Raw genomic sequence first — 25244 nt, forward strand, 5'->3', positions numbered from 1 at the left:
GTATCAGTGCCCACCTAGTTCTCGGATGTTCTGTTTGAGGTTATCGAAGTCGTATTCCGACAAGCCTATGTAATCGAGCACCAGCGGCCCCACTACGTTCCATTCCTGATCCACCGACTGGTTGCCCAATACCCGGTAGGAGGCACAGATATGCTCGGCCATCTTGAGCACCGCCAACAGGTTTTTCATCTGGCTTTGGTTGTTGCGGGCGCTGTCATCGCGAAACACCGCCAGCGCGTTGTGGTGGTTGGCGATGGCCCCGGTCAGGTGTTCGGGCAGGCGCCAGGACTTGGCCGTGAAATAGCCGACGACGGCATGATTGGTGTTGAAGGCGCGGTTCTCGGTGTCCACCACGCGGGTCTGCTCATTGGTTTTTGCATAAGCCTCTTCGAGCACATCCATGTACGTGGGGAAGCGCTTGAGCATCAGCGGAACGCCGCAATCGTGGAACAGCCCGAGGGTATAGGCTTCGTCGGCGGGCTGGATACCCGTGCGCTTGGCCAGCGTCAGGCAGGTCATTGCCACATCCTGCGCGGTATCCCAGAACCGGTTGAGGGTAACAATGGTTTCATCGCTCATTTCACCCTTGATCGACTGTGCGTTGATCAGGTTGATGATCGAACGACTACCCAGCAAATTCACCGCACGCTGGATCGAGCCAATCTTGTTGGACAGGCCAAAGTGCGCCGAGTTGACCAGCTTGAGCAAGGCCCCCGACAACCCAGGGTCCTGAGCGATCAGTTTGGCGATGGTTTCCAGGTCCGGGTCAGGCATGTACTGCTCGAACTGCAAATCGACCATGATCTGCGGCTGCGGCGGAATGGTGATGCCTTGCAAGGCTTGCTGGATCTGTTCGGCGGTGAGTTCTTGGGACATGCGTGCACACTCGTATGGGACTGCCGATTCTACCGCGATGCACCCTACAGAACTAACCGCTGGATCAGTGAACTTGAACTTTCATGAGCGCGGGTGGGCCTGTTTCTCATATTCATCGAGTAAAGGAGCAAGGCCCATGGGTACTGAACTGAACGGCAAGCGCGTGGCTATCCTGGTGACTGATGGCTTCGAGCAGGTGGAATTGACAGGCCCGCGTGACGCCCTGCAGCAGGCGGGCGCACAGGTGCACGTGTTGAGCGAGAAGCAAGGCACGGTGCGCGGCTGGAACCACGACGAGCCCGCGGACGAATTCAAGGTCGACGGCACCTTTGACAGCGCCAGCGAACTCTACGATGCCGTGGTCCTGCCAGGCGGCGTACAGAACTCGGATACCATCCGCCTGGTTGAAGGCGCGCAGAAAATCGTCAAAAGCCATGACAAGGCCGGCAAACCGATTGCCGTGATCTGCCACGGCGGCTGGTTGCTGATTTCGAGCGGCTTGACCCAGGGCAAGCGCATGACCAGCTTCAAGACCCTGCAGGATGACCTGCGCAACGCTGGCGCCGAGTGGGTTGACGAAGAAGTGGTGGTTGACGGGAACCTGATCAGCAGCCGGCAGCCCGATGACATCCCTGCCTTCAACAAGGCACTGATCCAGGCCCTGTCGTCCTGACAGCTGGCGCTCAGCATTAAGGTTGGGTAGGGGTTATACTCCCGCTCTTTTTTCCGGAGCGACGTCATGTCCCTGCCCAGCCTTCGCCTCAAAGCCAATGCCGACCGCCGCCTGCGCGCAGGTCATCTGTGGGTCTACAGCAACGAGGTAGACGTTGCTGCCACCCCGCTGCAAGGCTTGCAGGCCGGCCAGCAAGCTGTGCTCGAAGCCGCCAACGGCAAGCCACTGGGCATTGTTGCCCTGAGCCCCAATAACCTGATCTGCGCCCGCTTGCTGTCACGCGACGTCAAGCTGCCACTGGACAAGTCGCTGCTGGTACACCGCCTGAACGTGGCCTTGTCACTGCGCGAGCGCCTGTTCGACAAGCCGTGCTATCGCCTCGTCTATGGTGATTCCGATTGGCTGCCGGGGCTGGTCGTCGATCGCTTCTTCGACATCCTGGTTGTGCAACTGGCGTCGGCAACCATGGAAGCGCACAAGGATGAGGTGATCACGGCGCTGGTCCAGGTGCTCAAGCCAAGCGGCATCCTGTTCAAGAACGATTCGGCAGCCCGCGATGCCGAAGGCCTGCAGCGCTATGTCGAAACCGTTTACGGCGAAGTCCCGGATTGGGTACCGCTGGAAGAGAACGGCGTGCGTTTCGAAGCCCCGGTCCGTGAGGGCCAGAAAACCGGCTGGTTCTACGACCACCGCATGAACCGTGCACGTCTGGCCCCCTATGTGCAGGGCAAGCGCGTACTCGATCTGTTCAGCTACATCGGCGGTTGGGGTGTGCAGGCGGGTGCCTTCGGCGCCAGCGAAGTGTTCTGCGTCGATGCCTCGGGCTTTGCCCTGGATGGCGTTGAACGCAACGCCGCGCTCAACGGTATTGGTGAGAAGCTGACCTGCGTCGAGGGCGACGTCTTCGAAGCCTTGCGTGAACTCAAGGCAGCCGAGGAGCGCTTCGACGTGATCATTGCCGACCCGCCCGCCTTCATCAAGCGCAAGAAAGACCTGAAGAACGGCGAGGCGGCTTACCGCAGGCTCAACGAGCAGGCCATGCGCATGCTGAACAAGGACGGCATTCTGGTCAGTGCTTCTTGCTCGATGCACCTGCCCGAAGACGACCTGCACAACATCCTGCTGACCAGTGCCCGTCACCTGGACCGCAACATGCAGCTGCTCGAGCGCGGTGGTCAGGGCCCTGACCATCCGGTGCACCCGGCCATTGGCGAAACCCGCTACATCAAGAGCATCACCTGCCGGTTACTGCCCAACAGCTGAGCCATGACGGGGGCCTGCGTAGCCCCCGATCGTTTCAGAGCTCAAGCACCTGGGTCGCGATACCGAAGTACACCAATACGCCTGCTGCGTCGGCAATGGACGTGATCAATGGCCCGCTGGCCGTGGCGGGGTCCAGCTTGAGCCGGCTCAGCAGAAACGGCAGGCTCATGCCGATCAGGCTGCCGACCAGCACGATCACCACCATGCTGCTGGCCACGATCAAGGCGATCTGCGGGCCGCCACGCAGCAGCCCAAGCGATGCCACGGCCACCGCCATGGTGCAGCCCAGCAGCAGCGCGACGCCAAACTCGCGCCCCAGCATTCGCCCCCAGTCGCTCAGCGTCACCTCGCCTGTGGCCAGGCCCCTGACCATGAGGGTTGCCGACTGGGAGCCAGCATTGCCGCCGCTGTCGACCAGCAGTGGCAGAAAGAACACCAGGGCGATATGCGCGGCAATGGTTTCTTCGAAGGCCGCGATGCCTGCCCCTGAGAACAGGTTGCCGAACACCAGCAGCACCAGCCACAGCACCCGCTTGCGGTACAGCAATCCGAGGGTCGCGTGCCGCAGGTCACCGATGGTACTGGTGATGGAGGCGCCTTTGTGGAAGCTTTCGGTGGTTTGCCGCCGTTGCGCATCGAGCGCAGCGTCGACGGCACCAACAGCGATGGTTTTATCGATAGGGTTTTGCATGAAGTTCTCCAGGCGCCGACCAGGCGCCTGCAGGCTTCAGCCTCGCAGACTCAAGCCCTCGGCAGCCCTGGCGGCGGCGCGCTCAGTGCCAGGTTGCAGTTCGTGATGAACCGGTAACTGGGAAGGTCCATTGAGGGTTATCTCGTCAAGCCGCACATGCGGCGGCCGAATGATAATGGCAAGTCAGGCGCAGGTCAGCCTCACACGGATCGTTTCAGACGGTTCCTACAACTTCGGGTTTTCGCCCAAAACCGCCGCCCGGACACATCGTCATGCCTTCCCGGCGCCAGCGGTGTAGAATCGGGCTATTCATCGCCAGTCATCCCCCGGCGGGTTTATGAGCTCTGGCCAAGCACGCGGCGATCCCGCGCGGTCTTCGGCCCCATCCGTGCCAGTGGCAACCGGCCTGCGGTACAGAGGACAAGAGAAGCTCACTCCCCTTTCTGTGACCTGATTAAGCCGCCAGGAGTGTTTCATGCCTGATTATCGTTCCAAGACTTCCACCCACGGCCGCAACATGGCAGGTGCACGCGCCCTGTGGCGTGCCACCGGCATGAAGGACGAAGACTTCAAGAAGCCGATCATCGCCATCGCCAACTCCTTCACCCAGTTCGTGCCGGGCCATGTGCACCTCAAGGACCTGGGCCAGCTGGTCGCTCGCGAGATCGAGCGCGCCGGTGGCGTGGCCAAGGAATTCAACACCATCGCGGTCGATGACGGCATCGCCATGGGTCACGACGGCATGCTGTACTCGCTGCCCAGCCGTGAAATCATCGCCGACGCGGTGGAGTACATGGTCAACGCGCACTGCGCCGATGCCATCGTCTGCATCTCCAACTGCGACAAGATCACCCCCGGCATGCTGATGGCTGCCTTGCGCCTGAACATTCCGGTAATCTTCGTCTCCGGCGGCCCGATGGAAGCCGGCAAGACCAAGCTGGCCAGCCATGGCCTGGACCTGGTCGACGCCATGGTCATCGCCGCCGACAGCACGGCCTCCGATGAAAAGGTCGCCGAATACGAGCGCAGCGCCTGCCCTACCTGCGGCTCGTGCTCTGGCATGTTCACCGCCAACTCGATGAACTGCCTGACCGAGGCGTTGGGCCTGGCCCTGCCGGGCAACGGTTCCACCCTGGCCACCCACTCGGACCGCGAGCAGTTGTTCCTGACGGCCGGCCGCACCATCGTCGAGCTGTGCAAACGTTACTACGGCGAGAACGACGCATCGGTCCTGCCGCGCAGCATCGCCAACTTCAAGGCGTTCGAGAACGCCATGATGCTGGACATCGCCATGGGGGGGTCGACCAACACCATCCTGCACCTGCTGGCCGCGGCGCAGGAAGGCGAAGTGGCATTCGACCTGCGCGACATCGATCGTCTGTCGCGCAAGGTTCCGCAGCTGTGCAAGGTGGCGCCCAACATCCAGAAGTACCACATGGAGGACGTGCACCGCGCCGGCGGTATCTTCAGCATCCTGGGCTCGCTGGCCCGTGGCGGCCTGCTGCACACCGACCTGCCCACTGTGCATAGCCGCAGCATGGAAGAAGCCATCGCCAAGTGGGACATCACCCAGACCGACGACGAGGCAGTCCACACCTTCTTCAAGGCTGGCCCGGCCGGCATCCCGACCCAGACCGCGTTCAGCCAGTCGACGCGTTGGGAAACCCTGGATGACGACCGCGAGAACGGCTGCATCCGCAGCTTCGAGCACGCTTATTCACAAGAAGGTGGTTTGGCCGTACTGTACGGCAACATCGCCCTGGACGGCTGCGTGGTGAAAACCGCCGGTGTCGACGAATCGATCCACGTGTTCGAAGGCACGGCCAAGATCTTCGAAAGCCAGGACAGCGCCGTGCGTGGCATCCTCGCCGACGAAGTGAAGGCCGGCGACATCGTGATCATCCGCTACGAAGGCCCGAAAGGTGGCCCGGGCATGCAGGAAATGCTGTATCCCACGTCGTACCTCAAGTCCAAGGGCCTGGGCAAGGCGTGCGCCCTGCTCACCGACGGCCGCTTCTCGGGAGGCACCTCGGGCCTGTCCATCGGTCATGCCTCGCCGGAAGCCGCAGCAGGCGGCGCCATCGGCCTGGTGCGTGACGGCGACAAAGTCCTGATCGATATCCCCAACCGCTCGATCAACCTGCTGGTAAGCGATGATGAGCTGGCCGAGCGCCGCGCCGAGCAGGACAAGAAGGGCTGGAAACCGGCTGAGGTACGCCCGCGCAAGGTGACGACAGCCTTGAAGGCCTACGCCCTGTTGGCGACCAGTGCCGACAAAGGTGCCGTGCGTAACAAGGCGATGCTCGAAGGGCTGTGATAGCCATCCAGCATGACGAGAACCGGCGCTTCGAGCGCCGGTTTTTTATTGCCAAGACAGCGGCCTCGCGCATCCATCACGGATGCAACCTGCTCACTGAATCTGTTCAGGCGTCACGATCACCCAGTTCTTGTCCGCCGTCACCGGCAACCCTTCCTTGGCCTGGGCCGCTGCCTGCCTGGCGATCATTCCTTCGAGCTGCTCCATGTACTTGGGCTTGCGGTTTATCCACAAGTGGATCCCGCCCTTGGCGACATCCACGCCATGAAACTGCATGTAGCCATCGCTGGTCGGGGTATCGCCGCCCACCAGCACGGGCTTCTTCCATTCATCGATGTAGGTCAGGATCGCCGCTTGCTTGCCCGCCATCCACGTGGCGGGCGTCCACAGGTAAGGGGTCAGTTCGAGCCCTTCGTTAGCCTTGGCATCGTAGTGCCCAGTGCTGATCTGCTTGCGTGCCGTGGTCAATTGCCCTGTGGCGCGATCCTTGAGCAGCAGGCTGACCCCGATGACGTTCTGCGGCTTCACGTTGTAGCCATACTTGGGGTCAGAGGCGACCATGCGCACCAGCTCTTCGGAAGCGGCTGACACCACATAGACCTCGATGCCGTTCTCCATCAACTTGTTGTACAGCTCGGCCTGGCCCTTGAAGACCTTGGGCGGCTGCACTTCGATGGCCTTGACCTGATCCCCGTCGTAGTAGGTGCTAGGCACAGGCTTGCCGGATGCCATGAGCGCGTCCACCTGTACTTTCAGTTCCTTGAGTGTGAAGCCGGAAAACACTTGCGCCACCCAGGGGTAGCAGACCATGTCGTCGATCTCACACAGCCGGTAGTAGTAGCTGAACAGGCTTTCCTTGTGCTCGGCGCTGTCCTTGAAGGGGATGAGTTTCAGCGAAGAGTCCAGCTTGTCACGGCTCAGCAGCCCTTTGTTCTCCATGAATGGCAACAACGCTTCTTCAAGGTCGTAGCGGTAGCTGGTGTTGTCCATGTCGAACACCGCGTAGTTACCTTTATGGGCGTTGGCGGTGATCATGCGGTCGAGCTGTGTGGCGGCTTCGGCTGGCCAGTGGTCAAGCTCGGTTGCGAAGGTTTGCCAGCTGAACAGCAGGGATAGGCCGATGGCGGCGGTTTTGAGCGCAACGTTCATGTACGAATCTCCTGATACAACTGACAGACGCTAGTCGAGTGAGCCCTGTCGGCACCGCTCGATTGCGACATTTACGCCCCAGTAAACGCCGTATTCATTGCAATCCACGACGGCTCTTTATTCCATTTGCGACTATGTAAATTCCATTTGGGTATAAATTCGTTTGTTTTCAGGCTGTTAGCATTTCCGCTCGCAATCGCACATAGAGGCGGCGACTCATCTTCTCGTTTCCGGAGTTTCAATGAACCTGCCACTGCTGCTAAACCTGCTGGCGTTCCTGGCCTTGTTGCTGGGACTGGCGCAGACCCGCCGTACCGACTGGAGCCTGGCCAAGAAAGTGCTGCTTGGCCTGGCACTTGGCGTGGGCTTCGGCCTGGCCCTGCATACGATCTATGGCGCAGGGCACCCCGTGCTCAAGACCACCATCACCTGGCTGGACCTGGTCGGCAACGGCTACGTGGGCCTGTTGCAGATGATCGTCATGCCGCTGATCTTCGCCTCCATCCTCAGCGCCGTGGCGCGTCTGCACAATGCCTCTTCCCTGGGACGCATCAGCGTCCTGAGCATCGGCACGCTGCTGCTGACCACGGCTATCGCTGCCCTGATCGGCATCCTGCTGACCAACCTCTTTGGCCTCAGTGCCGAAGGCCTGGTGGCAGGCGCCCAGGAGAGCGCACGCATGCAGGTGATCCACAGCGACTATGCAGGTAAGGTCGCCGACCTCAACATCCCGCAACTGCTGCTTTCGTTCATCCCCAGCAATCCGGTTGGCGATCTGGCGCGGGCCAAGCCGACATCGATCATCAGCGTGGTCATCTTTGCCGTCTTCGTCGGCCTGGCCGCCTTGCAGTTGATCAGGGACGACGCCGAAAAGGGTCAGCGTGCACTCTCGGCCATCGATACCCTGCAAGCCTGGGTGATGCGCCTGGTGCGCGTGGTCATGAAGCTCACGCCTTACGGCGTGCTGGCATTGATGACCAAGGTGGTGGCCAGCTCGAACATGGAAGACATCCTCAAGTTGGGCAGCTTCGTAGTGGTGTCCTACCTGGGCCTGGCGCTGATGTTCGTGGTCCACGCCATCATCCTGGCGGCGATCGGGGTCAGCCCGTTGCGCTTCTTCCGCAAGGTATGGCCCGTGCTGACCTTCGCCTTCACCAGCCGTTCGAGCGCTGCCAGCATCCCGCTGAACATCGAGGCCCAGACGCGTCGCCTGGGCGTGCCGCAGTCTATCGCCAGCTTCAGCGCCTCATTCGGGACCACCATCGGTCAGAATGGCTGTGCCGGGCTTTACCCTGCCATGTTGGCGGTGATGGTCGCCCCAGCGGTTGGCATCGACACCTTCGATCCGCTGTGGATCGCCACGTTGGTGGCCATCGTCACGCTCAGTTCGGCCGGTGTGGCCGGGGTTGGCGGCGGCGCTACCTTCGCCGCGCTGATCGTGCTGCCGGCCATGGGCTTGCCGGTGGAGCTGGTAGCCCTGCTGATTTCGGTGGAGCCGCTGATCGACATGGGCCGTACGGCGTTGAACGTGAACGGTTCGATGACGGCAGGCGTGGTAACCAGCCAGCTGCTCAAGGAAACCGACAAGCAGGTACTGGCCGATGATGAACACGCAGCATTGAGCCATACCTGAGTTCACGGGGGGCCGCACAGCGCGGCCCTTTCCTCGCGCAACAGGCGTCAGGCCTTGTCCCACACCTCGAAGTGATACAACGGCTTACCTTCCTCGGCCTGCGCCTGACTGGACAGCAGCGTCCACTGCTTGCGATCGAAATCCGGGAACCAGGCATCGCCCTTGGGCGACAGCTCGACCCGCGTCACGTACATACGGCTGACGAGTCCTTGCTCCAGCGCCTGCCCGTAGAGCTGCGCACCACCGATCAGCATCAGCTCGTCGACACCTTGCTCGCACGCCCACTGATCAGCCCGCACCAGCGCGTCTTCCAGCGAAGCGAAAACTTCGGCACCGACCAGTTTCAGCCCGGGCTGCCTGCTGACCACGATATTCAACCGCCCAGGCAGCGGCCGTCCCAGCGAGTCCCAGGTCTTGCGGCCCATGATGATGGGCTTGCCCAAGGTGGTGGCCTTGAAATACTTGAAGTCCCCCGGCAAATGCCAGGGCATGGAGTTGTCGATGCCTATCACGCGGTTGTCGGCGCAGGCCACGATCAGGCTTAAGGGCAGTAATGTCTTCATGCCGGCGAGAATAGCACCGCGCGGGTGAGTTATGCTGCTGCCACGACCTGTGCAATGGAACACCCTGTGAGTGCACCTTCTTTGCTGGACAAGCGCTGGCTCACCGAGGCGATACGCCTGCGCGAAGAACATGCCGGCCCTCTCGAGGACCAGGAAGCCAACCGCCGTGCCCGCCAGCAAGGCGGCACCCTTGCCCTGCGCATCGAGACCCGCGCGCTGCTGCTGGCCGAACGCGACGGCTTGACCGCCGCGTTGCGGCGTTGGAAGCAAGGGGCACGCCTGGCGCTGGTGGCAATGGTGTTGATGGCCGTGCTCAGTGGCGGCGGCCTGGCGTTGGCCGCACTGGGTGACGGGCAGCGGCCGGTGAATGTGTTCTGGGCGCTGGGCAGCCTGCTGGGGCTGAACCTGGTCATGTTGCTGGGCTGGTTGATCGGCTTGTTCCTGAGCGGTGAGCACGGCGCGCTGCTGGGGCGGCTTTGGCTGTGGTTGAGCGAACGCTTTGCCCGCGACGCCCGTGCCGCCCACCTGGCGCCGGCCCTGCTGGTGCTGCTGCAACGCCAACGCCTGGGCCGTTGGTTGCTGGGTTTGCTGGTCCACAGCCTGTGGTTGGTGGCCATGCTGAGCGCGGTGGGTGTGCTGCTGACATTGCTGGCCACCCGGCGCTATGGCTTCGTCTGGGAAACCACGTTGCTGGCGGCCGAACCCTTCATTGCCATGACCCAGGCCCTGGGCGCCCTGCCCGCGCTGCTGGGCTTTGCGGTACCTGACCCGGCCATGATCCGCGCCAGCGGTGACACCGCGCCGGCCCTGGCCATGACGCGCCAGGCATGGGCCAGCTGGCTGCTGGGCGTGGTGGTAGTCTATGGCGTGCTGCCGCGTCTGCTCCTGGCTGGCGTGTGCCTGTGGCGCTGGCGGCAAGGGCGCCAACGCCTGGCGCTGGACACGGACCTGCCAGGCTACATGCCGCTGCGCGACAGGCTGATGCCCAACAGCGAGCGCCTGGGCGTGCAGGACGATGCGCCCGACACACTGCCGCAATTCAAGGCCCAGCCGTCACTCATTGAAAATGCCGGCGCACTGCTGGTCGGCGTCGAGCTGGATGATCAGCGCCCCTGGCCGCCGTCATTGCCCGCCAATGTCGCCGATGCCGGTGTGCTGGACAGCCGGGAGTCGCGGCATCGTCTGCTTGAGCAACTGGGGCGTTTTCCACCCGCGCGCCTGGCCATTGCCCTCGACCCTGAGCGCTCGCCGGACCGCGGTAGCCTGGCCTTGCTTGCCGAGCTGGCGCGCAATGCAGGCAGTACGCGTATCTGGCTGTTGCCTACTGTCGCTGATCAGCTTCGCGACGAGCGGCGCCTGAATGACTGGCGTGAAGCCCTGGATCGCCTGGGGCTCCCTCATGCTGATACTTTACCGTTGGCCTGGTTGGAGCACGGTCATGACTGAGCCCTTGAAGCTGGCCGTGGTAGGCCACACCAATGTGGGCAAGACCTCGCTGCTACGCACCCTCACGCGTGACGTCGGTTTCGGAGAGGTCTCGCATCGCCCCAGCACCACACGCCATGTGGAAGGGGCTCGCTTGTCCGTGGACGGGGAGCCTCTGCTGGAGCTCTACGACACACCGGGCCTGGAAGACGCCATCGCCCTGCTCGACTACCTCGAACGCCTCGAACGCCCTGGCGAGCGCCTGGATGGCCCGGCGCGGCTGGAGCGCTTTCTGCAGGGCAGCGAGGCGCGCCAGCGCTTCGAGCAGGAGGCCAAGGTGCTGCGCCAGCTGCTGGCAAGCGATGCCGGGCTCTATGTCATCGACGCCCGCGAGCCGGTGCTGGCCAAGTACCGTGACGAACTCGACGTGCTGGCCAGCTGTGGCAAGCCACTTCTGCCGGTGCTCAACTTTGTCTCCAGCCCCCAGCATCGCGAACCGCAGTGGCGTGAAGCCCTCGCCCGGCTTGGGCTTCATGCATTAGTGAGATTCGACACCGTAGCCCCACCAGAAGATGGCGAGCGCCGCCTGTATGAGAGCCTCGCCCTGCTGCTGGAAGATGCACGCCCTAGCTTGCAGCGCCTGATCGACGATCAGCAGGCCCAACGGGTGGCCCGCCAGCAAGGTGGCAAACGCCTGATCGCCGAATTGCTGCTGGACTGCGCTGCCTGTCGTCGCAGCGTGGAAGGTGAACCTTCTGCCCAGGCACAAGCCATCGAGGCGCTCCACCAGGCCGTGCGCCAGCGTGAACAGCGCTGCGTGGAGGCTCTGCTCAAGCTCTATGCGTTCCGGCGCGACGACGCGCATGCCAGCGACCTGCCGTTGCTGGACGGGCGCTGGGGGGACGATCTGTTCAATCCTGAAACCCTGAAGCAGCTTGGAGTGCGTGTAGGCGGCGGTGTAGCGGCAGGCGCGGCGGCCGGGGCCGGCGTGGACCTGCTGGCAGGTGGGCTTACCCTGGGCGTCGCCGCCTTGGCCGGGGCCATCGCCGGCGGCGCCCTGCAGACGGCACGCGGCTATGGCGCGCGCCTGATGGGCAAGCTCAAGGGCAAACGCGAGCTGACCGTCGATGATACCGTCCTGCGCTTGCTGGCCTTGCGTCAGCAACAGCTGATGGCGGCACTGGACCACCGTGGGCACGCCGCTCAGGACAGTATTCGCCTGGGCCCCTTGGATGAAAAGACCTGGCGTCAGGGCAAGCTGCCCGAACCGCTGGTGCGGGCTCGCGCGCACCCGCAATGGTCCACGCTCAACCCAGGTGCCAAACCGAACCAGGCCCAGCGTCAGGAGCAGCTCGAAGCGCTGGTACAGCAGCTCTAGGCCTGGCCTTTCAGGCGGTGGTCACTTGCGCAACAAGCGCAGGCCGTTGAACACCACCAGCAGGCTCACGCCCATATCGGCGAATACGGCCATCCACATGGTGGCCAGCCCGGCGAAGGTAATGCCCAGGAAAATCGCCTTGATCGCCAAGGCCAGCACGATATTTTGCTTGAGGATCGCTGCGGTGTGCCGCGACAGCCTGATGAACGCAGGGATCTTGCGCAGGTCATCGTCCATCAGCGCCACATCGGCCGTTTCGATGGCAGTGTCGGTGCCAGCCGCCGCCATGGCGAAGCCGATTTCGGCCCGGGCCAGCGCCGGCGCGTCGTTGATGCCGTCCCCGACCATGCCGACGCGATGACCTTGGTCGTACAGCGCCTGGATGCTACTGAGCTTGTCGGCTGGCAGAAGGTTACCTTCGGCCCGATCGATGCCTACCGTACGCGCGATGGCCGCGGCGGTGTGCGGGTTGTCACCGGTCAGCATGGCTGTCTGGATGCCCAGTGCATGAAGCTCGGCAATGGCTTGCCGGCTGCTTTGCTTGACGGTATCGGCCACCGCAAACAATGCCAGGGGGCCTGATGCGTTGAGCAGCAACACCACCGTCTTGCCCTGCTGTTCCAAGGCATCGAGCTGGGCTTCCAGTTCGGGTGAACACAGCCCCAGCTCCTCGACCAGGCGATGGTTGCCCAGGTGCAACACCTCACCCTCGATGGTGCCACGCACGCCACGGCCCGCGAGCGCGGTGAAATCCCGGACCTCACTGTGGGGCAGGTCGTTGTCCTGGCCGAACTGGGCTATCGCTCGCGACACGGGGTGATCGGAGCGTGCACCCAAGCTCGATGCCAGGGCCTGCGCACGATGCTCGAACGCCGGTTGCAGGGCCTTGAAGTCTGTCTGGACCGGCTTGCCGTGGGTGATCGTGCCGGTCTTGTCCAGGGCCAGGAAGTCCAGGTGGCGCCCGCCTTCGAGGTACACCCCGCCCTTGATCAGGATGCCTTTGCGCGCCGCAGCCGCCAGGCCACTGACGATGGTGACGGGGGTCGAGATCACCAGTGCACAGGGACATGCCACTACCAGCAGCACAAGCGCACGATACACCCAGTCGAACCAGGTGCCGTCCAGCAGAAGCGGCGGGACGATCGCCACGGCCAGCGCAAGGGCCAGCACCGCCGGCGTATAGATCCGCGAAAACCGGTCGACGAAGCGCTGGGTTGGCGCCCGCGCCCCTTGCGCCTGCTCGACGGCCTTGATGATGCGAGCCAGTGTGGACTGACCGGCCACGGCGGTGGCTTTGATTTCCAGGGCACCTGCCTGGTTGATGGTGCCGGCGAAGACCTTGTCGCCCAGGCCCTTCTCCACCGGCAGGCTTTCACCGGTGATCGGGGACTGATCGACGCTGGACTGCCCGCTGATCACCTGGCCATCGAGCCCGATACGCTCGCCTGGCCGTACGCGCATCGTCGCGCCGACAACGACTTCACGTACGTCCACTTCGCGCCATTGGCCGTCGGCCTGTTGCACGGTCGCCATGTCCGGCGCCAACTGCATGAGCCCGCCAATGGCATTGCGTGCACGGTCCAGCGAGCGGGCTTCGATCAGTTCGGCCACGGTAAAGAGCACCATCACCATGGCTGCTTCCGGCCATTGGCCGATCAGCAACGCACCGGTGACCGCGATGCTCATGAGGGCGTTGATGTTGAGGTTTCGGTTTTTTAGCGCAATCCAGCCCTTCTTGTAGGTACCCAGACCACAACCCAGGATCGCCGCCAGTGCTAGCGCGGCCACCAGCCATTGCGGCGCGAGCTGGGCGAAGTGCACGATTTCGGCGCCCAGGGCTGCCAGACCGGACAGCGCCAGCGGCCACCAACCCTGCTGGCGCGGCGGCGCTGGCACGGTAGCGCTGTCCGCATCACCCACGAGCGGCTCGGCTTTCATCCCCAGACTGTCGATGGCCCGTTCGATGTCGGACGTGCCATCGAGCGTGTGCCTGACCCCCAGGATGCGACTGATGAGGTTGAATTCCAGCGCCTCGATGCCAGCCATCTTGCCCAGTTTGTCCTGGATCAGCGTCTGCTCGGTCGGACAATCCATGGCATCGATACGGAAACGGCTGAGCTGGGCCTGCTCGCTGGGACTGGACGTCAACTGCACGTGGGCAGGCGCGGCCTGCGTACTGCAACAGGTATGACCCTGATCGCCATGGCGCACGTCGTCATGGGCATGGTCATGATTGTGCTCATGATGATGCGCGTGTTCAGGGCTGACAGACTTGTTCATGGGTCATCCTTAATTGAGTCTGTTGCCAAGTGAACACCCTGTAGCCACTATAGGGTCAAGCGAATGCCAGGAGTTTTCAACATGAAGATCGGCGACCTTGCCAAGGCGACGGACTGCGCTGTGGAGACCATTCGTTATTACGAACGCGAAAAGCTCCTGCCTGAACCTGCGCGCAGCGAGGGCAATTACCGGATGTATACGCAAGCGCATGTCGAGCGCCTGACATTCATACGCAACTGCCGCACGCTGGACATGACGCTCGATGAAATCCGCAGCCTGCTGCAGCTGCGTGACAGCCCTCAGGCCTCGTGCGGCAGCGTGAATGCCTTGATCGACGAGCATATCGAGCACGTCCAGGCCCGGCTCGATGGGTTGGTGGCATTACAGGCGCAACTGATGGATTTGCGAAGACGGTGTAACGAGGAAGGCGCGCAATGCGCCATTCTGCAGCAGCTGGAAACCAACGGCGCTGTGACGGTGCCGGATATCGAGCATTCACATGTTGGGCGTAGCCATGGGCATTAGTGGGCGTGACTAGCCTGCCGGAACAATTGTCTTGCACCGCACCTGAAGGCTAGCGGATTTCGGGTAGGAGCGCCCCGGCTAGACCGCTCCGAGGTCGTGCACCGGGGGTATGAAGGGGATCCCTCAGACCGCCATCGGCGCCGTCATCGGGGCATGATGCTCATACCCTTCGAGCCAGAAATCACTCGGCTCGATCTGCTCAAGCCACTGTGGCTCGTACTTGCCTGTCTCGGCGAACGCCGGGACCCGATCGCTAATCACCAGTTTGGGCGCTTCCAGCGGCTCGCGCTTGAGCTGCTCGTTGAGCATGTCCAAGTGGTTCTCGTACACATGGGCGTCGCCGATGAAATAGGTGAACCAGCGCGGCGTGTAGCCGGTCAGCCGGCCGAACAGCGCCAGCAATGCCGCTCCTTCGGTGAGGTTGAATGGTGTACCCAGGCCAAGGTCGTTGGAGCGGATGTAAAGCGTCAGTGAAAGCTCGCGCGTTTCCACGTTGGGGTGGAACTGGTAGAGCAGATGGCAAGGCGGCAGGGCCATTTCATCCAGCTGGGCGCAGTTCCAGCCGTGGAACAGGATGCGTCGGCTGCCAGGATCGTTGGCGATGGTGTCCAGGCACTGGCGGACCTGATCGATGGCCTTGTACAGGATGACAAACGCCACGCCATCCTCTTCATCCTGGGCAATCTGCCGAAAGCCGGCCTTTTCCGCCATCTCGATCGCGGCCTGACTGCTCAGGGCGATGCGCTTGTAGCCCGGCCATTGCCGCCACTGTACCCCATAGATCTCGCCCAGGTCGTCATGGCCCTGGCGAAACGGGTTGGCCAACCACTGGGCATTTTCGTTGGCGTTCTGGTCCCAGACCTTGCAACCCAACTCACGGAATTGGCCGGCATTGCGAACCCCGCGCAGGAAGCCCACCATTTCGCCGATGGCCGACTTGAACGCCAGCTTGCGCGTGGTGATAGCGGGGAAGCCCTTCTGCAGGTCGAAGCGCAGCATCGCCCCTGGCAGGCTGATGGTGCGGATGCCGGTACGGTTTTCCTGCAACGTGCCGTTTTCGATAACGTCGCGGACCAGGTCCAGATACTGTTTCATGGCTTACCTGTAGCTAGACGGCAGGGGGATCGCCCCTGCCGGGAGAGTGATCAGGCGGGTGTCGCCGTAGGCTTGTGATTATAAGCCCACCAGATGAGCCCAAGGCCAGCCACGATCATGGGGATGCACAGAATCTGACCCATGGTCAGCCATCCCCACGCCAGGTAACCGAGCTGGGCATCCGGCACCCGCACGAACTCGACGATGAAACGGAAAATACCGTAGAACAACGCGAACATTCCGGAAACTGCCATGGTTGGCCGGGGTTTGCGCGAGTACAGCCAGAGAATCACGAACAGTGCCACGCCTTCGAGGGCGAACTGATACAGCTGCGAAGGGTGGCGCGGCAACTGCGCCGGGTCGCTGAACGGCGGGAAGATCATCGCCCATGGCACATCGGTCGGTTTGCCCCACAGCTCGGCATTGATGAAATTGCCGATACGCCCGGCACCCAGGCCGATCGGCACCAGCGGGGCGACGAAGTCCATGAGTTCGAAGAACGACTTGTTGTTGCGCTTGCCGAACCACAGTGCAGCCAGCATCACGCCAATGAAACCGCCGTGGAACGACATGCCGCCTTTCCAGACCTCGAAGATCAACGTCGGGTTGGCCAGGTACGCGTGCAGGTCGTAGAACAGCACATAGCCCAGCCGTCCCCCTACGATCACGCCCATCGACAGCCAGAAGACCAGGTCGGAAAGCTTTTCGCGGCTCCAGGTAGGGTCGAACCGGTAGAGGCGGCGGGTGGCCAGCAACCAGGCCCCGCCGATGCCGATCAGGTACATCAGGCCGTACCAATGGATTTTCAGCGGTCCGATGGCCAGTGCCACGGGGTCTATCTGCGGGTAAGGCAGCATTTAACATCCTCTCGATTCAAATCAGAAAGCTCAGGCCTACACAGAACAACAGGGCCGCAAACAGGCGCTTCAACAGGCGCGGTGACAGTCTGTGAGCCAGCCGCGCCCCGTAACGTGCGAAAAACATGCTGGTCACGGCGATGCCGACCATCGCCGGCAGGTAGACGTAACCGACGCTGTGCGGCGGCAGCTGGGGTTCATGCCAGCCCAGCACCATGAAACCCGCTGCACTGGCGATCGCAATGGGCAGGCCACACGCTGACGACGTCGCCACGGCCTGCTGCATGGGCAGGCTGCGCCAGGTCAGGAAGGGTACGGTCAGCGAGCCGCCACCGATGCCGAAAATGGCCGAGGCCCAGCCGATCACGCCACCCGCTGCCACCCGTGCAGCCTTGCCGGGCACACCGCGGCTGGCCTTGGGCTTGAGGTCCAGTGCCATCTGCGCGGCAATCACCAAGGCGAAGACGCCAATGATCTTCTGCAGCATGGGCCCCTGGATCAGCGATGCCGTCTTGGCCCCGACACCGGCACCCAGCAGGATCCCCAGGGTCATCCAGGCAAAGATCGGCCATTGCACCGCCCCTTTGCGGTGATGCTCGAGCACGGCATTGATGGAGGTGAAGACGATGGAGGCCAGGGATGTGCCTACCGCAAGGTGCGTCAACACCGAAGCGTCAAAGCCCTGCAACGTGAAGCTGAACACGAGCACAGGCACGATGATGATGCCCCCGCCCACGCCGAACAGGCCGGCCAGCACCCCCGCACATGCACCTAATACCAGATAGAGCACGAATTCCATTCGGCTTCCCCGAGAAATCAATCCGGCATGGTAACGGAAGCTGGGTTCGCGGCTCTAGTGAAGTCTGTGTCAGGTTGGATCTGTCCCGCTGCCTGGGTACAGTGGAAGAAAACACAGGACCCGAAGAATGTGCCTGATCGTATTCGCGTGGCGGCCAGGGCATGCCCTGCCCCTGATCGTGGCGGCCAACCGTGATGAATTCTATGCCCGCCCTACCCTGGCATTGGCACCGTGGGAAGAGGCGCCGCAGGTGTACGCCGGTAGAGACCTGGAGGCTGGCGGGACTTGGCTGGGGATCGGCCCGCAGGGACGTTTCGCCGCGTTGACCAATATCCGCGACCCCAGGCAGGCACTGGGATCGCGCTCGCGCGGCGAATTGGTGGCCGCTTTTCTGAAGGGAGAGCAAACCGTGGAGGCGTATCTGGCTCAGGTGGCCAGCCGAGCCGACCAGTATTCAGGGTTCAACCTGCTCATCGGCGATGACCATGCCCTGGGGTACGTCAACGCCAGGGAAGCAGCGCCACGCCTGCTTGAGGCAGGGGTGTACGGGCTTTCCAATGCGCAGCTTGATACCCCATGGCCAAAATTGGTCAAGGCGCGCAGCCGCCTGGAGGGGTTATTGGAAAAACCCGATCCAGAGCAACTGCTGGCACTGTTGGCCGATGACGAGCCTGTAGCCGACGCCCAGTTGCCGGAAACAGGTGTTGGCCTGGCAACCGAAAAACTGTTGTCGAGCGCGTTCATCGCCAGTCAGAACTACGGCACACGCGCCAGTACCGTGCTGATCGTCGATGATCGAGGACAAAGGCAGTTCATCGAACGCAGCTTCGGCCCGTTCGGGTCCCTTATCGGGGAGGTGAAACGCTCGGTTTGATCACCCAGGCCGGCCTTGTGCGCAGGTCAACTGCCAAGGCGCCAGCACACGCGGCGCTCAGAGCGGCTTGTTGGCCCCAGGTCCGATCATCCGTGCAAGCCCGAGGTTCTTCAGTGCCAGCTGCAGCGAGCTGTGGATGACCTGCGGGTTGTCATGGCTCAGCGCCTCTTGCAGCAGCTCCTTGGCCTTGCTCATGTTCACCTGGCGCAGCATCCACTTCACCTTCGGTAGGTTGGTGGCGTTCATCGACAGGCTGTCGAAGCCCATGGCCATGAGCAGGATGGCAGCGGCCGGGTCGCCCGCCATTTCGCCGCAGATACTCACTGGCTTGCCTTCGGCGTGGGCATCACGGACCACGGTGTTGACCGCCTGCAGTACGGCTGGATGCAGGTAGTCGTAGAGGTCGGCCACCCGGGGATTGTTACGGTCCACAGCCAGCAGGTACTGGGTAAGGTCGTTGGAACCCACCGACAGGAAGTCCACTTGCCGCGCAAGTTCCCGGGTCTGGTACACCGCGGCCGGGATTTCCACCATCACGCCCACCGGCGGCATTGGCACATCGGTGCCTTCGTCGCGCACCTCTCCCCAGGCGCGGTGAATCAGGTGCAGCGCTTCCTCGAGTTCGTGAATGCCGGAAATCATCGGCAGCAGAATCCGCAGGTTGTTCAAGCCCTCGCTGGCCTTGAGCATGGCGCGCGTCTGCACCAGGAAGATCTCGGGGTGGTCGAGTGTGACGCGAATGCCACGCCAGCCCAGGAAGGGGTTTTCTTCCTTGATCGGAAAGTAGGACAGCGCCTTGTCGCCCCCGATGTCCAGCGTGCGCATGGTCACGGGCAGTGGATGGAAAGCCGCCAGTTGTTCGCGGTAAATCGCCAACTGCTCTTTTTCGCTGGGGAAGCGCTGGTTGATCATGAACGGCACTTCAGTGCGGTACAGGCCTACCCCTTCGGCGCCACGCTGCTGGGCGCGGGCCACGTCGGCCAACAGGCCGGTATTGACCCACAGCGGCATGCGGTGCCCGTCAGGGGTAATGCAGGGCAGCTCGCGCAAGGCGTCCAGGCCCTGGGCCAGCTGGCGCTCTTCCTCGACCACGTCGCTGTACTGCTTGCGCAGCACCTCGCTCGGGTTGGTAAAGACCTCCCCTTTGTAGCCATCGACGATCAGCTCGATGCCATCGACCTTCGAATAGGGCAGGTCGACCAGGCCCATGACGGTCGGAATGCCCATGGCGCGGGCCAAAATGGCCACGTGCGAGTTGCCCGAGCCTAATACCGAGACCAGGCCCACCAGCTTGCCTTCGGGCACTTCGCCCAGCATGGCCGGGGTCAGCTCTTCGCTGACCAGAATGGTGTTGTCGGCATAGACCAGAGACTGCGAGCGTGCCTGTTGCAGGTAGGCGAGCAAGCGTCGGCCCAGGTCCTTGACGTCGGAGGCCCGCTCACGCAGGTAATCGTCATCCATCAGTTCGAAGCGGTTGACGTGCTCGCCCACCACCTGGCGCAGGGCGCCCTGCGCCCATTGACCCGTCTTGATGACCTCGCGCACCTCGCCGCCCAGGGCAGCGTCCTCGAGCATCATCAGGTAGACATCGAATAACGCCCGCTCTTCGGGACGCAGTTGGGTGGCCAGCTTGGCCGACAACTTGCGCATGTCGGCACGCACCCCTTCGAGGGCCGCATGGAACAGGTGCAGTTCGGCGTCGATGTCTTCGACTGTCTTGTCCGGGACCACTTCCAGGTCGGCCGGTGGCAGCATCACCACGGCCCGCCCTACGGCAGCGCCAGGGGAGCCTGGCACACCGACGAATCGCGCTTCCTGGATGCCTTTGCCCTGGCGACCCAAACCGCGAATCGAGCCAGTGGCCTCGGCGTGGGCGATCACCCCAGCCAGTTGCGCACTCATTGTCACCAGGAACGCTTCTTCGCCCTCATCGAACTGGCGACGCTCGCGCTGCTGAATGACCAGGACACCCACCACGCGGCGGTGGTGGATGATCGGGGCGCCCAGGAAGGAGGCGAAGCGCTCCTCGCCGGTCTCGGCGAAGTACCTGTAGCGCGGGTGCGCGGCGGCATCTTCGAGGTTAAGGGGTTCTTCGCGGGTGCCTACCAGCCCGACCAGGCCTTCGTTGGGGGCCATGCTGACCTTGCCGATCGAGCGCTTGTTCAACCCTTCGGTGGCCATCAACACGAACCGGTTGGTTTCCGGGTCCAGCAGGTAGACCGAGCAGACCTGGCTGGCCATGGCCTCTTTGACACGCAAGACAATGATCCCCAACGCCGACTTGAGATCTTTGGCGGAGTTTACTTCCTGGACGATCTTGCGCAGCGTATTGAGCATGGCTCGGGGTCGAACTCCGTCGTCAGTCGCGCGTCAGAAGACGCGGTGCTAGCTCTTTCAGGGCGCGCCGATAGACCTCGCGCTTGAATGTCACAACCTGGCCCAGCGGGTACCAGTAGCTCACCCAGCGCCAGCCATCGAACTCCGGCTTGCCGGTCAGGTCCATGCGCACCCGTTGTTCATTGCTGATCAGACGCAACAGGAACCACTTCTGTTTCTGGCCGATGCACAACGGTTGGCTGTGGGTGCGCACCAGTCGCTGGGGTAAACGATAACGCAACCAACCACGGGTGCAGGCAAGAATTTCCACATCGTCGCGTTCAAGGCCAACTTCTTCGTTCAGCTCGCGGTACAGGGCATCTTCTGGCGTCTCGTCAGGGTTGATACCGCCCTGTGGAAATTGCCAGGCATCCTGGTTGATCCGTCGAGCCCATAGCACCTGCCCGGCATCATTCGTGAGAATGATCCCGACATTGGGGCGAAAACCATCCGGGTCGATCACGGCAGCAACCTCGCAAACGCATGTCACCGCATTGTTCCACAAAGCCTGCGAGCGCAGCAACGCGCCTGCGGTGCTTATATACCGTCAGCGCTATGCAAGTGTGTGAACCAGGCTTTGCCGGCAGGCAATCAGTGGATGCCTCGGCGAAGATCAGACGGGCTTGGCGCCCATCAGCCCGGCGATGGACAGCAAGCACACGGTACTGAATACGGCCAATGCCAGCGTTAGCCGCATACTCTGTGCAGGTGTCCTGCGCAGCCGATTCAGGCGCACTACTAGCCATACCCAGGCCAACGCGCTCACGGTATACAGCGCAGTCGACGCCAGTAGCCAGGTCTGACCCAGCGGCCAACCTACCAGGTGCACCAGCCACCAACCGGTAAACGGCAGGCTGAACAGGCTGATACCCATCACCAGCCAGACGAAGACCAAGGGCCGTTGCATCAGCCTGCCATACACCGCCCCGTTGCCCTGCCGGCGGGCACGCATCGTCCAGATCGCCATGCCCAGCGCACCGAGCAACAACAGTGCGGTGCCGATCACGTGCAAGGCTTTGAGGGTGTTGAAGTGTTCCATGTCACTCGTCCTGGGCCGGTGGCGTTACAAGGGCTGCGAGCGGAAAAGCCCGCCAGGCTGCGCCGCCTGTTCATTGCGAAGCGGCGCGCCCCCTGGGCAAGAGCTTAGCCGTTCAGCCAAGGAACAGCGTGTAGGCCGGGTTTTGGGTTTCATCCCAGTAGGGGTAGCCAATCTGGGCCAGCGCGGCCGGCACCAGGTGGCGCTCGTCCTCAGGCACCTGCAACCCCGCCACCACACGTCCATCTGCCGCGCCGTGGTTACGGTAGTGGAACATCGAGATGTTCCAGCGCCCGCCCAGTTTGTCGAGGAAGTTGAACAGGGCCCCTGGCCGCTCGGGGAATTCGAAGCGCAGCACCATTTCATCGCTCGCCCCGGCCGAGTGCCCACCCACCATGTGGCGAATGTGCAATTTGGCCAGCTCATTGTCGGTCAGGTCCGTGACCGGGAAGCCCTGGTCGATCAACTGTTGCACCAGTGCCGCGCGGGGGTCGTTTTCCGGGTGGGTCTGCACGCCCACGAAGATGTGCGCCTCATCGGAGGTGTGCTTGCGGTAGTTGAACTCGGTGATCTGGCGCTTGCCCACCGCCTCGCAGAAGGCCTTGAAGCTACCGGGCCGCTCCGGGATGGTGACCGCGATGATGGCTTCGCGCTTTTCACCCAGTTCTGCCCGCTCCGCGACATGGCGCAGGCGGTCGAAATTGACGTTCGCCCCGGAATCGATGGCGACCAGTGTCTGGCCGCTGACCCCGTACATCTCCACGTATCGCTTGATGCCCGCCACGCCCAGTGCCCCCGCAGGCTCGGTGATCGAACGGGTATCATCGTAGATGTCCTTGATCGCCGCGCAGATTTCGTCGGTGCTGACGGTGATGACTTCGTCCACGTGATGGCGGCAGATGTCGAAGGTGTGCTGGCCAATCTGAGCCACCGCCACGCCATCGGCAAACAACCCTACCTGCGGCAACACCACCCGCTCACCAGCGGCCATGGCGGCCTGCAGGCAGTTGGAGTCGTCCGGTTCAACGCCAATGACCTTGATTTCCGGGCGCAGGTACTTCACGTAGGCGGCGATGCCGGCGATCAGGCCGCCGCCGCCGACCGGCACGAAAATCGCGTCCAGCCGACCGGGGTGCTGGCGCAGGATTTCCATGGCCACGGTGCCTTGGCCAGCAATGGTATGCGGATCATCGTAGGGGTGGATGTAGACGAAGCCTTTTTCATCGACCAGTTTCAGCGAATAGGCCAATGCCTCGGGGAACGAATCACCATGAAGGACCACTTTGCCGCCGCGCGAGCGCACGCCTTCGATCTTGATTTCAGGCGTGGTCTTGGGCATCACGATGGTGGCCTTGATGCCCATTTCCCGTGCGGCGAGGGCCAGCCCCTGGGCATGGTTGCCAGCCGAGGCGGTGACCACGCCGCGAGCCAGCTCTTCTGCGGTCAATTGCGCCAGCTTGTTGTAGGCCCCGCGGATCTTGAACGAGAACACCGGCTGCAGGTCTTCGCGCTTGAGCAGGATCTGGTTGCCCAGGCGTTTGCTCAACTGCCCGGCGCTGTGCAAGGGGGTTTCGACGGCAACGTCATAGACGCGCGAGGTGAGGATCTTCTTGACGTACTGTTCGAGCATCGGGAAAGCATCACTGGCCGCGGGACAAGGGCTCGGAGTCTACCCCAGCGTTACGTCGGACGACCACAGCCAAGCCGCGCTTGCCGTTATACTGGTCGCCTTTACATCCGCCCTGCCCCATCTCGGAGCCCGCATGACCCAGGACCAACTCAAACAGGCCGTTGCCCAGGCTGCCGTCGACTTCATTCTGCCCAAGCTCGATGACAAAAGCGTCGTTGGCGTGGGCACCGGTTCGACCGCCAATTTCTTCATCGACGCCCTGGCGCAGCACAAGACGGCCTTCGACGGCGCGGTCGCCAGCTCCGAAGCCACGGCCCAGCGCCTCAAGGGCCATGGCATCCCGGTCTACGAGCTCAACAGCGTCAGCGAGCTGGAGTTCTATGTGGACGGCGCCGATGAAAGCGACGAACACCTGAACCTGATCAAAGGCGGTGGCGCGGCCCTGACCCGGGAAAAGATCGTTGCCGCCGTGGCCAAGACGTTCATCTGCATCGCCGATGGCAGCAAGCTGGTACCGGTTCTGGGCAACTTCCCGCTGCCGGTGGAGGTCATCCCGATGGCCCGCAGCCATGTTGCTCGTCAGCTGGTAAAGCTTGGCGGCGACCCGGTTTACCGTGAAGGCGTGATCACGGACAACGGCAACGTTATCCTCGACGTGTACAACCTGCAGATCACCGACCCGGTAGCGCTGGAAGCCCAGATCAATGCCATCGTGGGCGTGGTTACCAATGGCCTGTTCGCCGCACGGCCTGCCGACCTGCTGCTGCTGGGCACTGCCGAGGGCGTGAAGAGCCTGAAGGCCGAGTAACCGTGCAAGCCGGCAGGCCCGGGTACGGTTGCGCCGACCGGGGCTTGCCGAACGCCGACAAGGTCACGGCGCCGGCTGCTTGAATACGTAGAACAGGTTCGGCTCACTGACCATATAGATGGTCCCGGCCTCGTCCATCGCAATGCCCTCCGCCTGCGGGACTGTCGCTTTGAGCCCCTGAAACCCTTTGCGCAATGACAAGGTGCTCAGTGGCCGCCCCTGCACATCCAGCTCCAGCACCAGGCGCGATTCATCCGACAGCGCCAGCAGGTGCCCACTACGCTCGTCGAACTGCAGGCTCGACAGATCGCGCACGAACAGGCGCGAATCGCGCTTGCGGTCCTGGACCACGTTCACGGCATAGGGTTGTTGCGGATCGTCATGAGGAAACCCGTGCACTTCGTAGATGAGCATCGGGTCGCGCTCCTTGGCCACGAACAGCCGCTTGCCCACCGAATCGAAGGCCAGCCCTTCGAAACCCTTGTTACCGTTAAGGCCGATGCCCAAGGTCAATTGCTCTGCCTGGGCAGCGTCCAGTGACAAGGTGTCGTCGGTGAGCCGCACACGGATCAGTCGCTGTTGGCGCTCGTCGGTGATCACGTAGCTATTCGGACCGATGTACTCCACCGCCTCGGGGTCACCGAAACCGTGCAGCGCGATGCGTCGCAGGATTCGCCCATCCAGCGACAGCTCGATCAGCTCAGAGCGGGCGTTGGTCACGGTGAACAGGCTCTTGCGGTCAGGGTCGTAGGTCAGCGCCGAGACATCGTCATCCAGCCCTTCGATTGGCCGCCCCTCGACCACCACCTGATAGCGATTCAGGCCAATGCTTTGCTCGGCTGGCTGCCACCACGTGGTGAGGTTGAACCAGGCACGTTCGAACAGACGAAATTCCTGCCCGATCCAGCCCAGCAACAGCAGGCATAGGACGACAGGGACCAGCAACAGGCGCAAATAACGGTGCATGAAGGCAGACTCGACGGAGGATGGCGAATC

Annotated in this window: 22 protein-coding genes; 9 read left to right on the forward strand and 13 right to left on the reverse strand. The window is 62.7% G+C overall.

What is annotated here, in order from left to right:
• Positions 1 to 3 precede the first annotated feature (3 nt).
• A complete protein-coding gene (locus FS767_RS02715) occupies positions 4 to 822 on the reverse strand; it encodes an HDOD domain-containing protein (RefSeq protein WP_178102703.1) in 819 nt (272 codons plus the stop codon).
• Between the two features lie 190 nt (positions 823 to 1012).
• Here FS767_RS02715 and FS767_RS02720 point away from each other — a divergent pair, with 190 nt between their 5' ends.
• Positions 1013 to 1549: a type 1 glutamine amidotransferase domain-containing protein gene (locus FS767_RS02720; protein ID WP_058602882.1), complete on the forward strand. Its 537-nt coding sequence runs from the start codon at positions 1013 to 1015 to the stop codon at positions 1547 to 1549.
• A 66-nt stretch (positions 1550 to 1615) separates the two neighbouring features.
• On the forward strand, positions 1616 to 2812 hold the full coding sequence (locus FS767_RS02725) for a class I SAM-dependent rRNA methyltransferase (protein ID WP_144964096.1): 1197 nt from the start codon (positions 1616 to 1618) through the stop codon (positions 2810 to 2812).
• A gap of 34 nt (positions 2813 to 2846) precedes the next feature.
• Here FS767_RS02725 and FS767_RS02730 read toward each other — a convergent pair whose 3' ends face one another.
• Positions 2847 to 3503: a magnesium transporter gene (locus tag FS767_RS02730; RefSeq protein ID WP_144964097.1), complete on the reverse strand. Its 657-nt coding sequence runs from the start codon at positions 3501 to 3503 to the stop codon at positions 2847 to 2849.
• Positions 3504 to 3978: 475 nt separating this feature from the next.
• Between FS767_RS02730 and ilvD the strand changes: the two genes are divergently transcribed.
• The gene (gene ilvD, locus FS767_RS02735; RefSeq protein ID WP_027913475.1) at positions 3979 to 5820 is read left to right on the forward strand and encodes a dihydroxy-acid dehydratase; all 1842 of its coding nucleotides are present in this window, start codon (positions 3979 to 3981) and stop codon (positions 5818 to 5820) included.
• Between the two features lie 93 nt (positions 5821 to 5913).
• Here the strand turns inward: ilvD and FS767_RS02740 are convergent, their stop codons facing one another.
• The gene (locus FS767_RS02740; protein WP_144964098.1) at positions 5914 to 6969 is read right to left on the reverse strand and encodes a haloacid dehalogenase-like hydrolase; all 1056 of its coding nucleotides are present in this window, start codon (positions 6967 to 6969) and stop codon (positions 5914 to 5916) included.
• A gap of 241 nt (positions 6970 to 7210) precedes the next feature.
• On the opposite strand from FS767_RS02740, the gene FS767_RS02745 reads away from it, so the two are divergent.
• Positions 7211 to 8602, forward strand: coding sequence for an L-cystine transporter (locus FS767_RS02745; protein WP_058638147.1), 1392 nt, complete (start codon positions 7211 to 7213; stop codon positions 8600 to 8602).
• Between the two features lie 47 nt (positions 8603 to 8649).
• On the opposite strand, the gene FS767_RS02750 is transcribed toward FS767_RS02745, so the two are convergent.
• Positions 8650 to 9165 carry a dihydrofolate reductase gene (locus tag FS767_RS02750; protein ID WP_144964099.1) on the reverse strand — a complete coding sequence of 172 codons (516 nt, stop codon included), beginning with the start codon at positions 9163 to 9165 and terminating at the stop codon, positions 8650 to 8652.
• Positions 9166 to 9219: 54 nt separating this feature from the next.
• Between FS767_RS02750 and FS767_RS02755 the strand changes: the two genes are divergently transcribed.
• Together FS767_RS02755 and FS767_RS02760 are read left to right on the forward strand one after the other, a co-directional pair.
• The gene (locus FS767_RS02755) at positions 9220 to 10611 is read left to right on the forward strand and encodes a DUF2868 domain-containing protein (protein ID WP_144964100.1); all 1392 of its coding nucleotides are present in this window, start codon (positions 9220 to 9222) and stop codon (positions 10609 to 10611) included.
• The gene (locus tag FS767_RS02760) at positions 10604 to 11968 is read left to right on the forward strand and encodes a GTPase/DUF3482 domain-containing protein (RefSeq protein WP_144964101.1); all 1365 of its coding nucleotides are present in this window, start codon (positions 10604 to 10606) and stop codon (positions 11966 to 11968) included. Before FS767_RS02755 ends, FS767_RS02760 begins: the two co-directional genes overlap by 8 nt.
• A gap of 21 nt (positions 11969 to 11989) precedes the next feature.
• On the opposite strand, the gene FS767_RS02765 is transcribed toward FS767_RS02760, so the two are convergent.
• On the reverse strand, positions 11990 to 14248 hold the full coding sequence (locus FS767_RS02765; protein WP_144964102.1) for a heavy metal translocating P-type ATPase: 2259 nt from the start codon (positions 14246 to 14248) through the stop codon (positions 11990 to 11992).
• Positions 14249 to 14329: 81 nt separating this feature from the next.
• Here FS767_RS02765 and cadR point away from each other — a divergent pair, with 81 nt between their 5' ends.
• Positions 14330 to 14773 carry a Cd(II)/Pb(II)-responsive transcriptional regulator gene (gene cadR / locus FS767_RS02770; RefSeq protein WP_144964103.1) on the forward strand — a complete coding sequence of 148 codons (444 nt, stop codon included), beginning with the start codon at positions 14330 to 14332 and terminating at the stop codon, positions 14771 to 14773.
• Between the two features lie 123 nt (positions 14774 to 14896).
• Here the strand turns inward: cadR and FS767_RS02775 are convergent, their stop codons facing one another.
• The 3 genes from FS767_RS02775 to FS767_RS02785 are packed head-to-tail and all read right to left on the reverse strand — an operon-like array spanning position 14897 to position 17524.
• Positions 14897 to 15868 carry a thymidylate synthase gene (locus FS767_RS02775; RefSeq protein ID WP_144964104.1) on the reverse strand — a complete coding sequence of 324 codons (972 nt, stop codon included), beginning with the start codon at positions 15866 to 15868 and terminating at the stop codon, positions 14897 to 14899.
• Positions 15869 to 15918: 50 nt separating this feature from the next.
• Entirely contained in the window at positions 15919 to 16725 is an 807-nt protein-coding gene (gene lgt / locus FS767_RS02780; RefSeq protein ID WP_144964105.1) for a prolipoprotein diacylglyceryl transferase, read from the reverse strand.
• Positions 16726 to 16741: 16 nt separating this feature from the next.
• A complete protein-coding gene (locus FS767_RS02785; protein WP_144964106.1) occupies positions 16742 to 17524 on the reverse strand; it encodes a sulfite exporter TauE/SafE family protein in 783 nt (260 codons plus the stop codon).
• 127 nt (positions 17525 to 17651) lie between these two features.
• Here FS767_RS02785 and FS767_RS02790 point away from each other — a divergent pair, with 127 nt between their 5' ends.
• Positions 17652 to 18398, forward strand: a complete 747-nt coding sequence (locus FS767_RS02790; RefSeq protein ID WP_058602870.1) for an NRDE family protein — start codon at positions 17652 to 17654, stop codon at positions 18396 to 18398.
• 57 nt (positions 18399 to 18455) lie between these two features.
• Here FS767_RS02790 and ptsP read toward each other — a convergent pair whose 3' ends face one another.
• The 4 genes from ptsP to ilvA form a co-directional block, all read right to left on the reverse strand.
• On the reverse strand, positions 18456 to 20735 hold the full coding sequence (gene ptsP, locus FS767_RS02795; RefSeq protein WP_144964107.1) for a phosphoenolpyruvate--protein phosphotransferase: 2280 nt from the start codon (positions 20733 to 20735) through the stop codon (positions 18456 to 18458).
• A 22-nt stretch (positions 20736 to 20757) separates the two neighbouring features.
• Positions 20758 to 21237, reverse strand: coding sequence for an RNA pyrophosphohydrolase (locus FS767_RS02800; RefSeq protein WP_023532670.1), 480 nt, complete (start codon positions 21235 to 21237; stop codon positions 20758 to 20760).
• Between the two features lie 150 nt (positions 21238 to 21387).
• Positions 21388 to 21813 (reverse strand): DUF2269 family protein, encoded by a 426-nt coding sequence (locus FS767_RS02805; protein ID WP_144964108.1) that lies wholly within the window; start codon positions 21811 to 21813, stop codon positions 21388 to 21390.
• Between the two features lie 112 nt (positions 21814 to 21925).
• Positions 21926 to 23440: a threonine ammonia-lyase, biosynthetic gene (gene ilvA, locus FS767_RS02810; protein ID WP_058638157.1), complete on the reverse strand. Its 1515-nt coding sequence runs from the start codon at positions 23438 to 23440 to the stop codon at positions 21926 to 21928.
• 133 nt (positions 23441 to 23573) lie between these two features.
• On the opposite strand from ilvA, the gene rpiA reads away from it, so the two are divergent.
• The gene (gene rpiA / locus FS767_RS02815) at positions 23574 to 24248 is read left to right on the forward strand and encodes a ribose-5-phosphate isomerase RpiA (RefSeq protein WP_058638158.1); all 675 of its coding nucleotides are present in this window, start codon (positions 23574 to 23576) and stop codon (positions 24246 to 24248) included.
• A 63-nt stretch (positions 24249 to 24311) separates the two neighbouring features.
• Here rpiA and FS767_RS02820 read toward each other — a convergent pair whose 3' ends face one another.
• The gene (locus FS767_RS02820) at positions 24312 to 25214 is read right to left on the reverse strand and encodes an SdiA-regulated domain-containing protein (RefSeq protein WP_144964109.1); all 903 of its coding nucleotides are present in this window, start codon (positions 25212 to 25214) and stop codon (positions 24312 to 24314) included.
• Positions 25215 to 25244 lie beyond the last annotated feature (30 nt).

This window comes from Pseudomonas sp. DE0010 (genome assembly GCF_007680745.1).
Classification (GTDB): domain Bacteria; phylum Pseudomonadota; class Gammaproteobacteria; order Pseudomonadales; family Pseudomonadaceae; genus Aquipseudomonas; species Aquipseudomonas parafulva_B.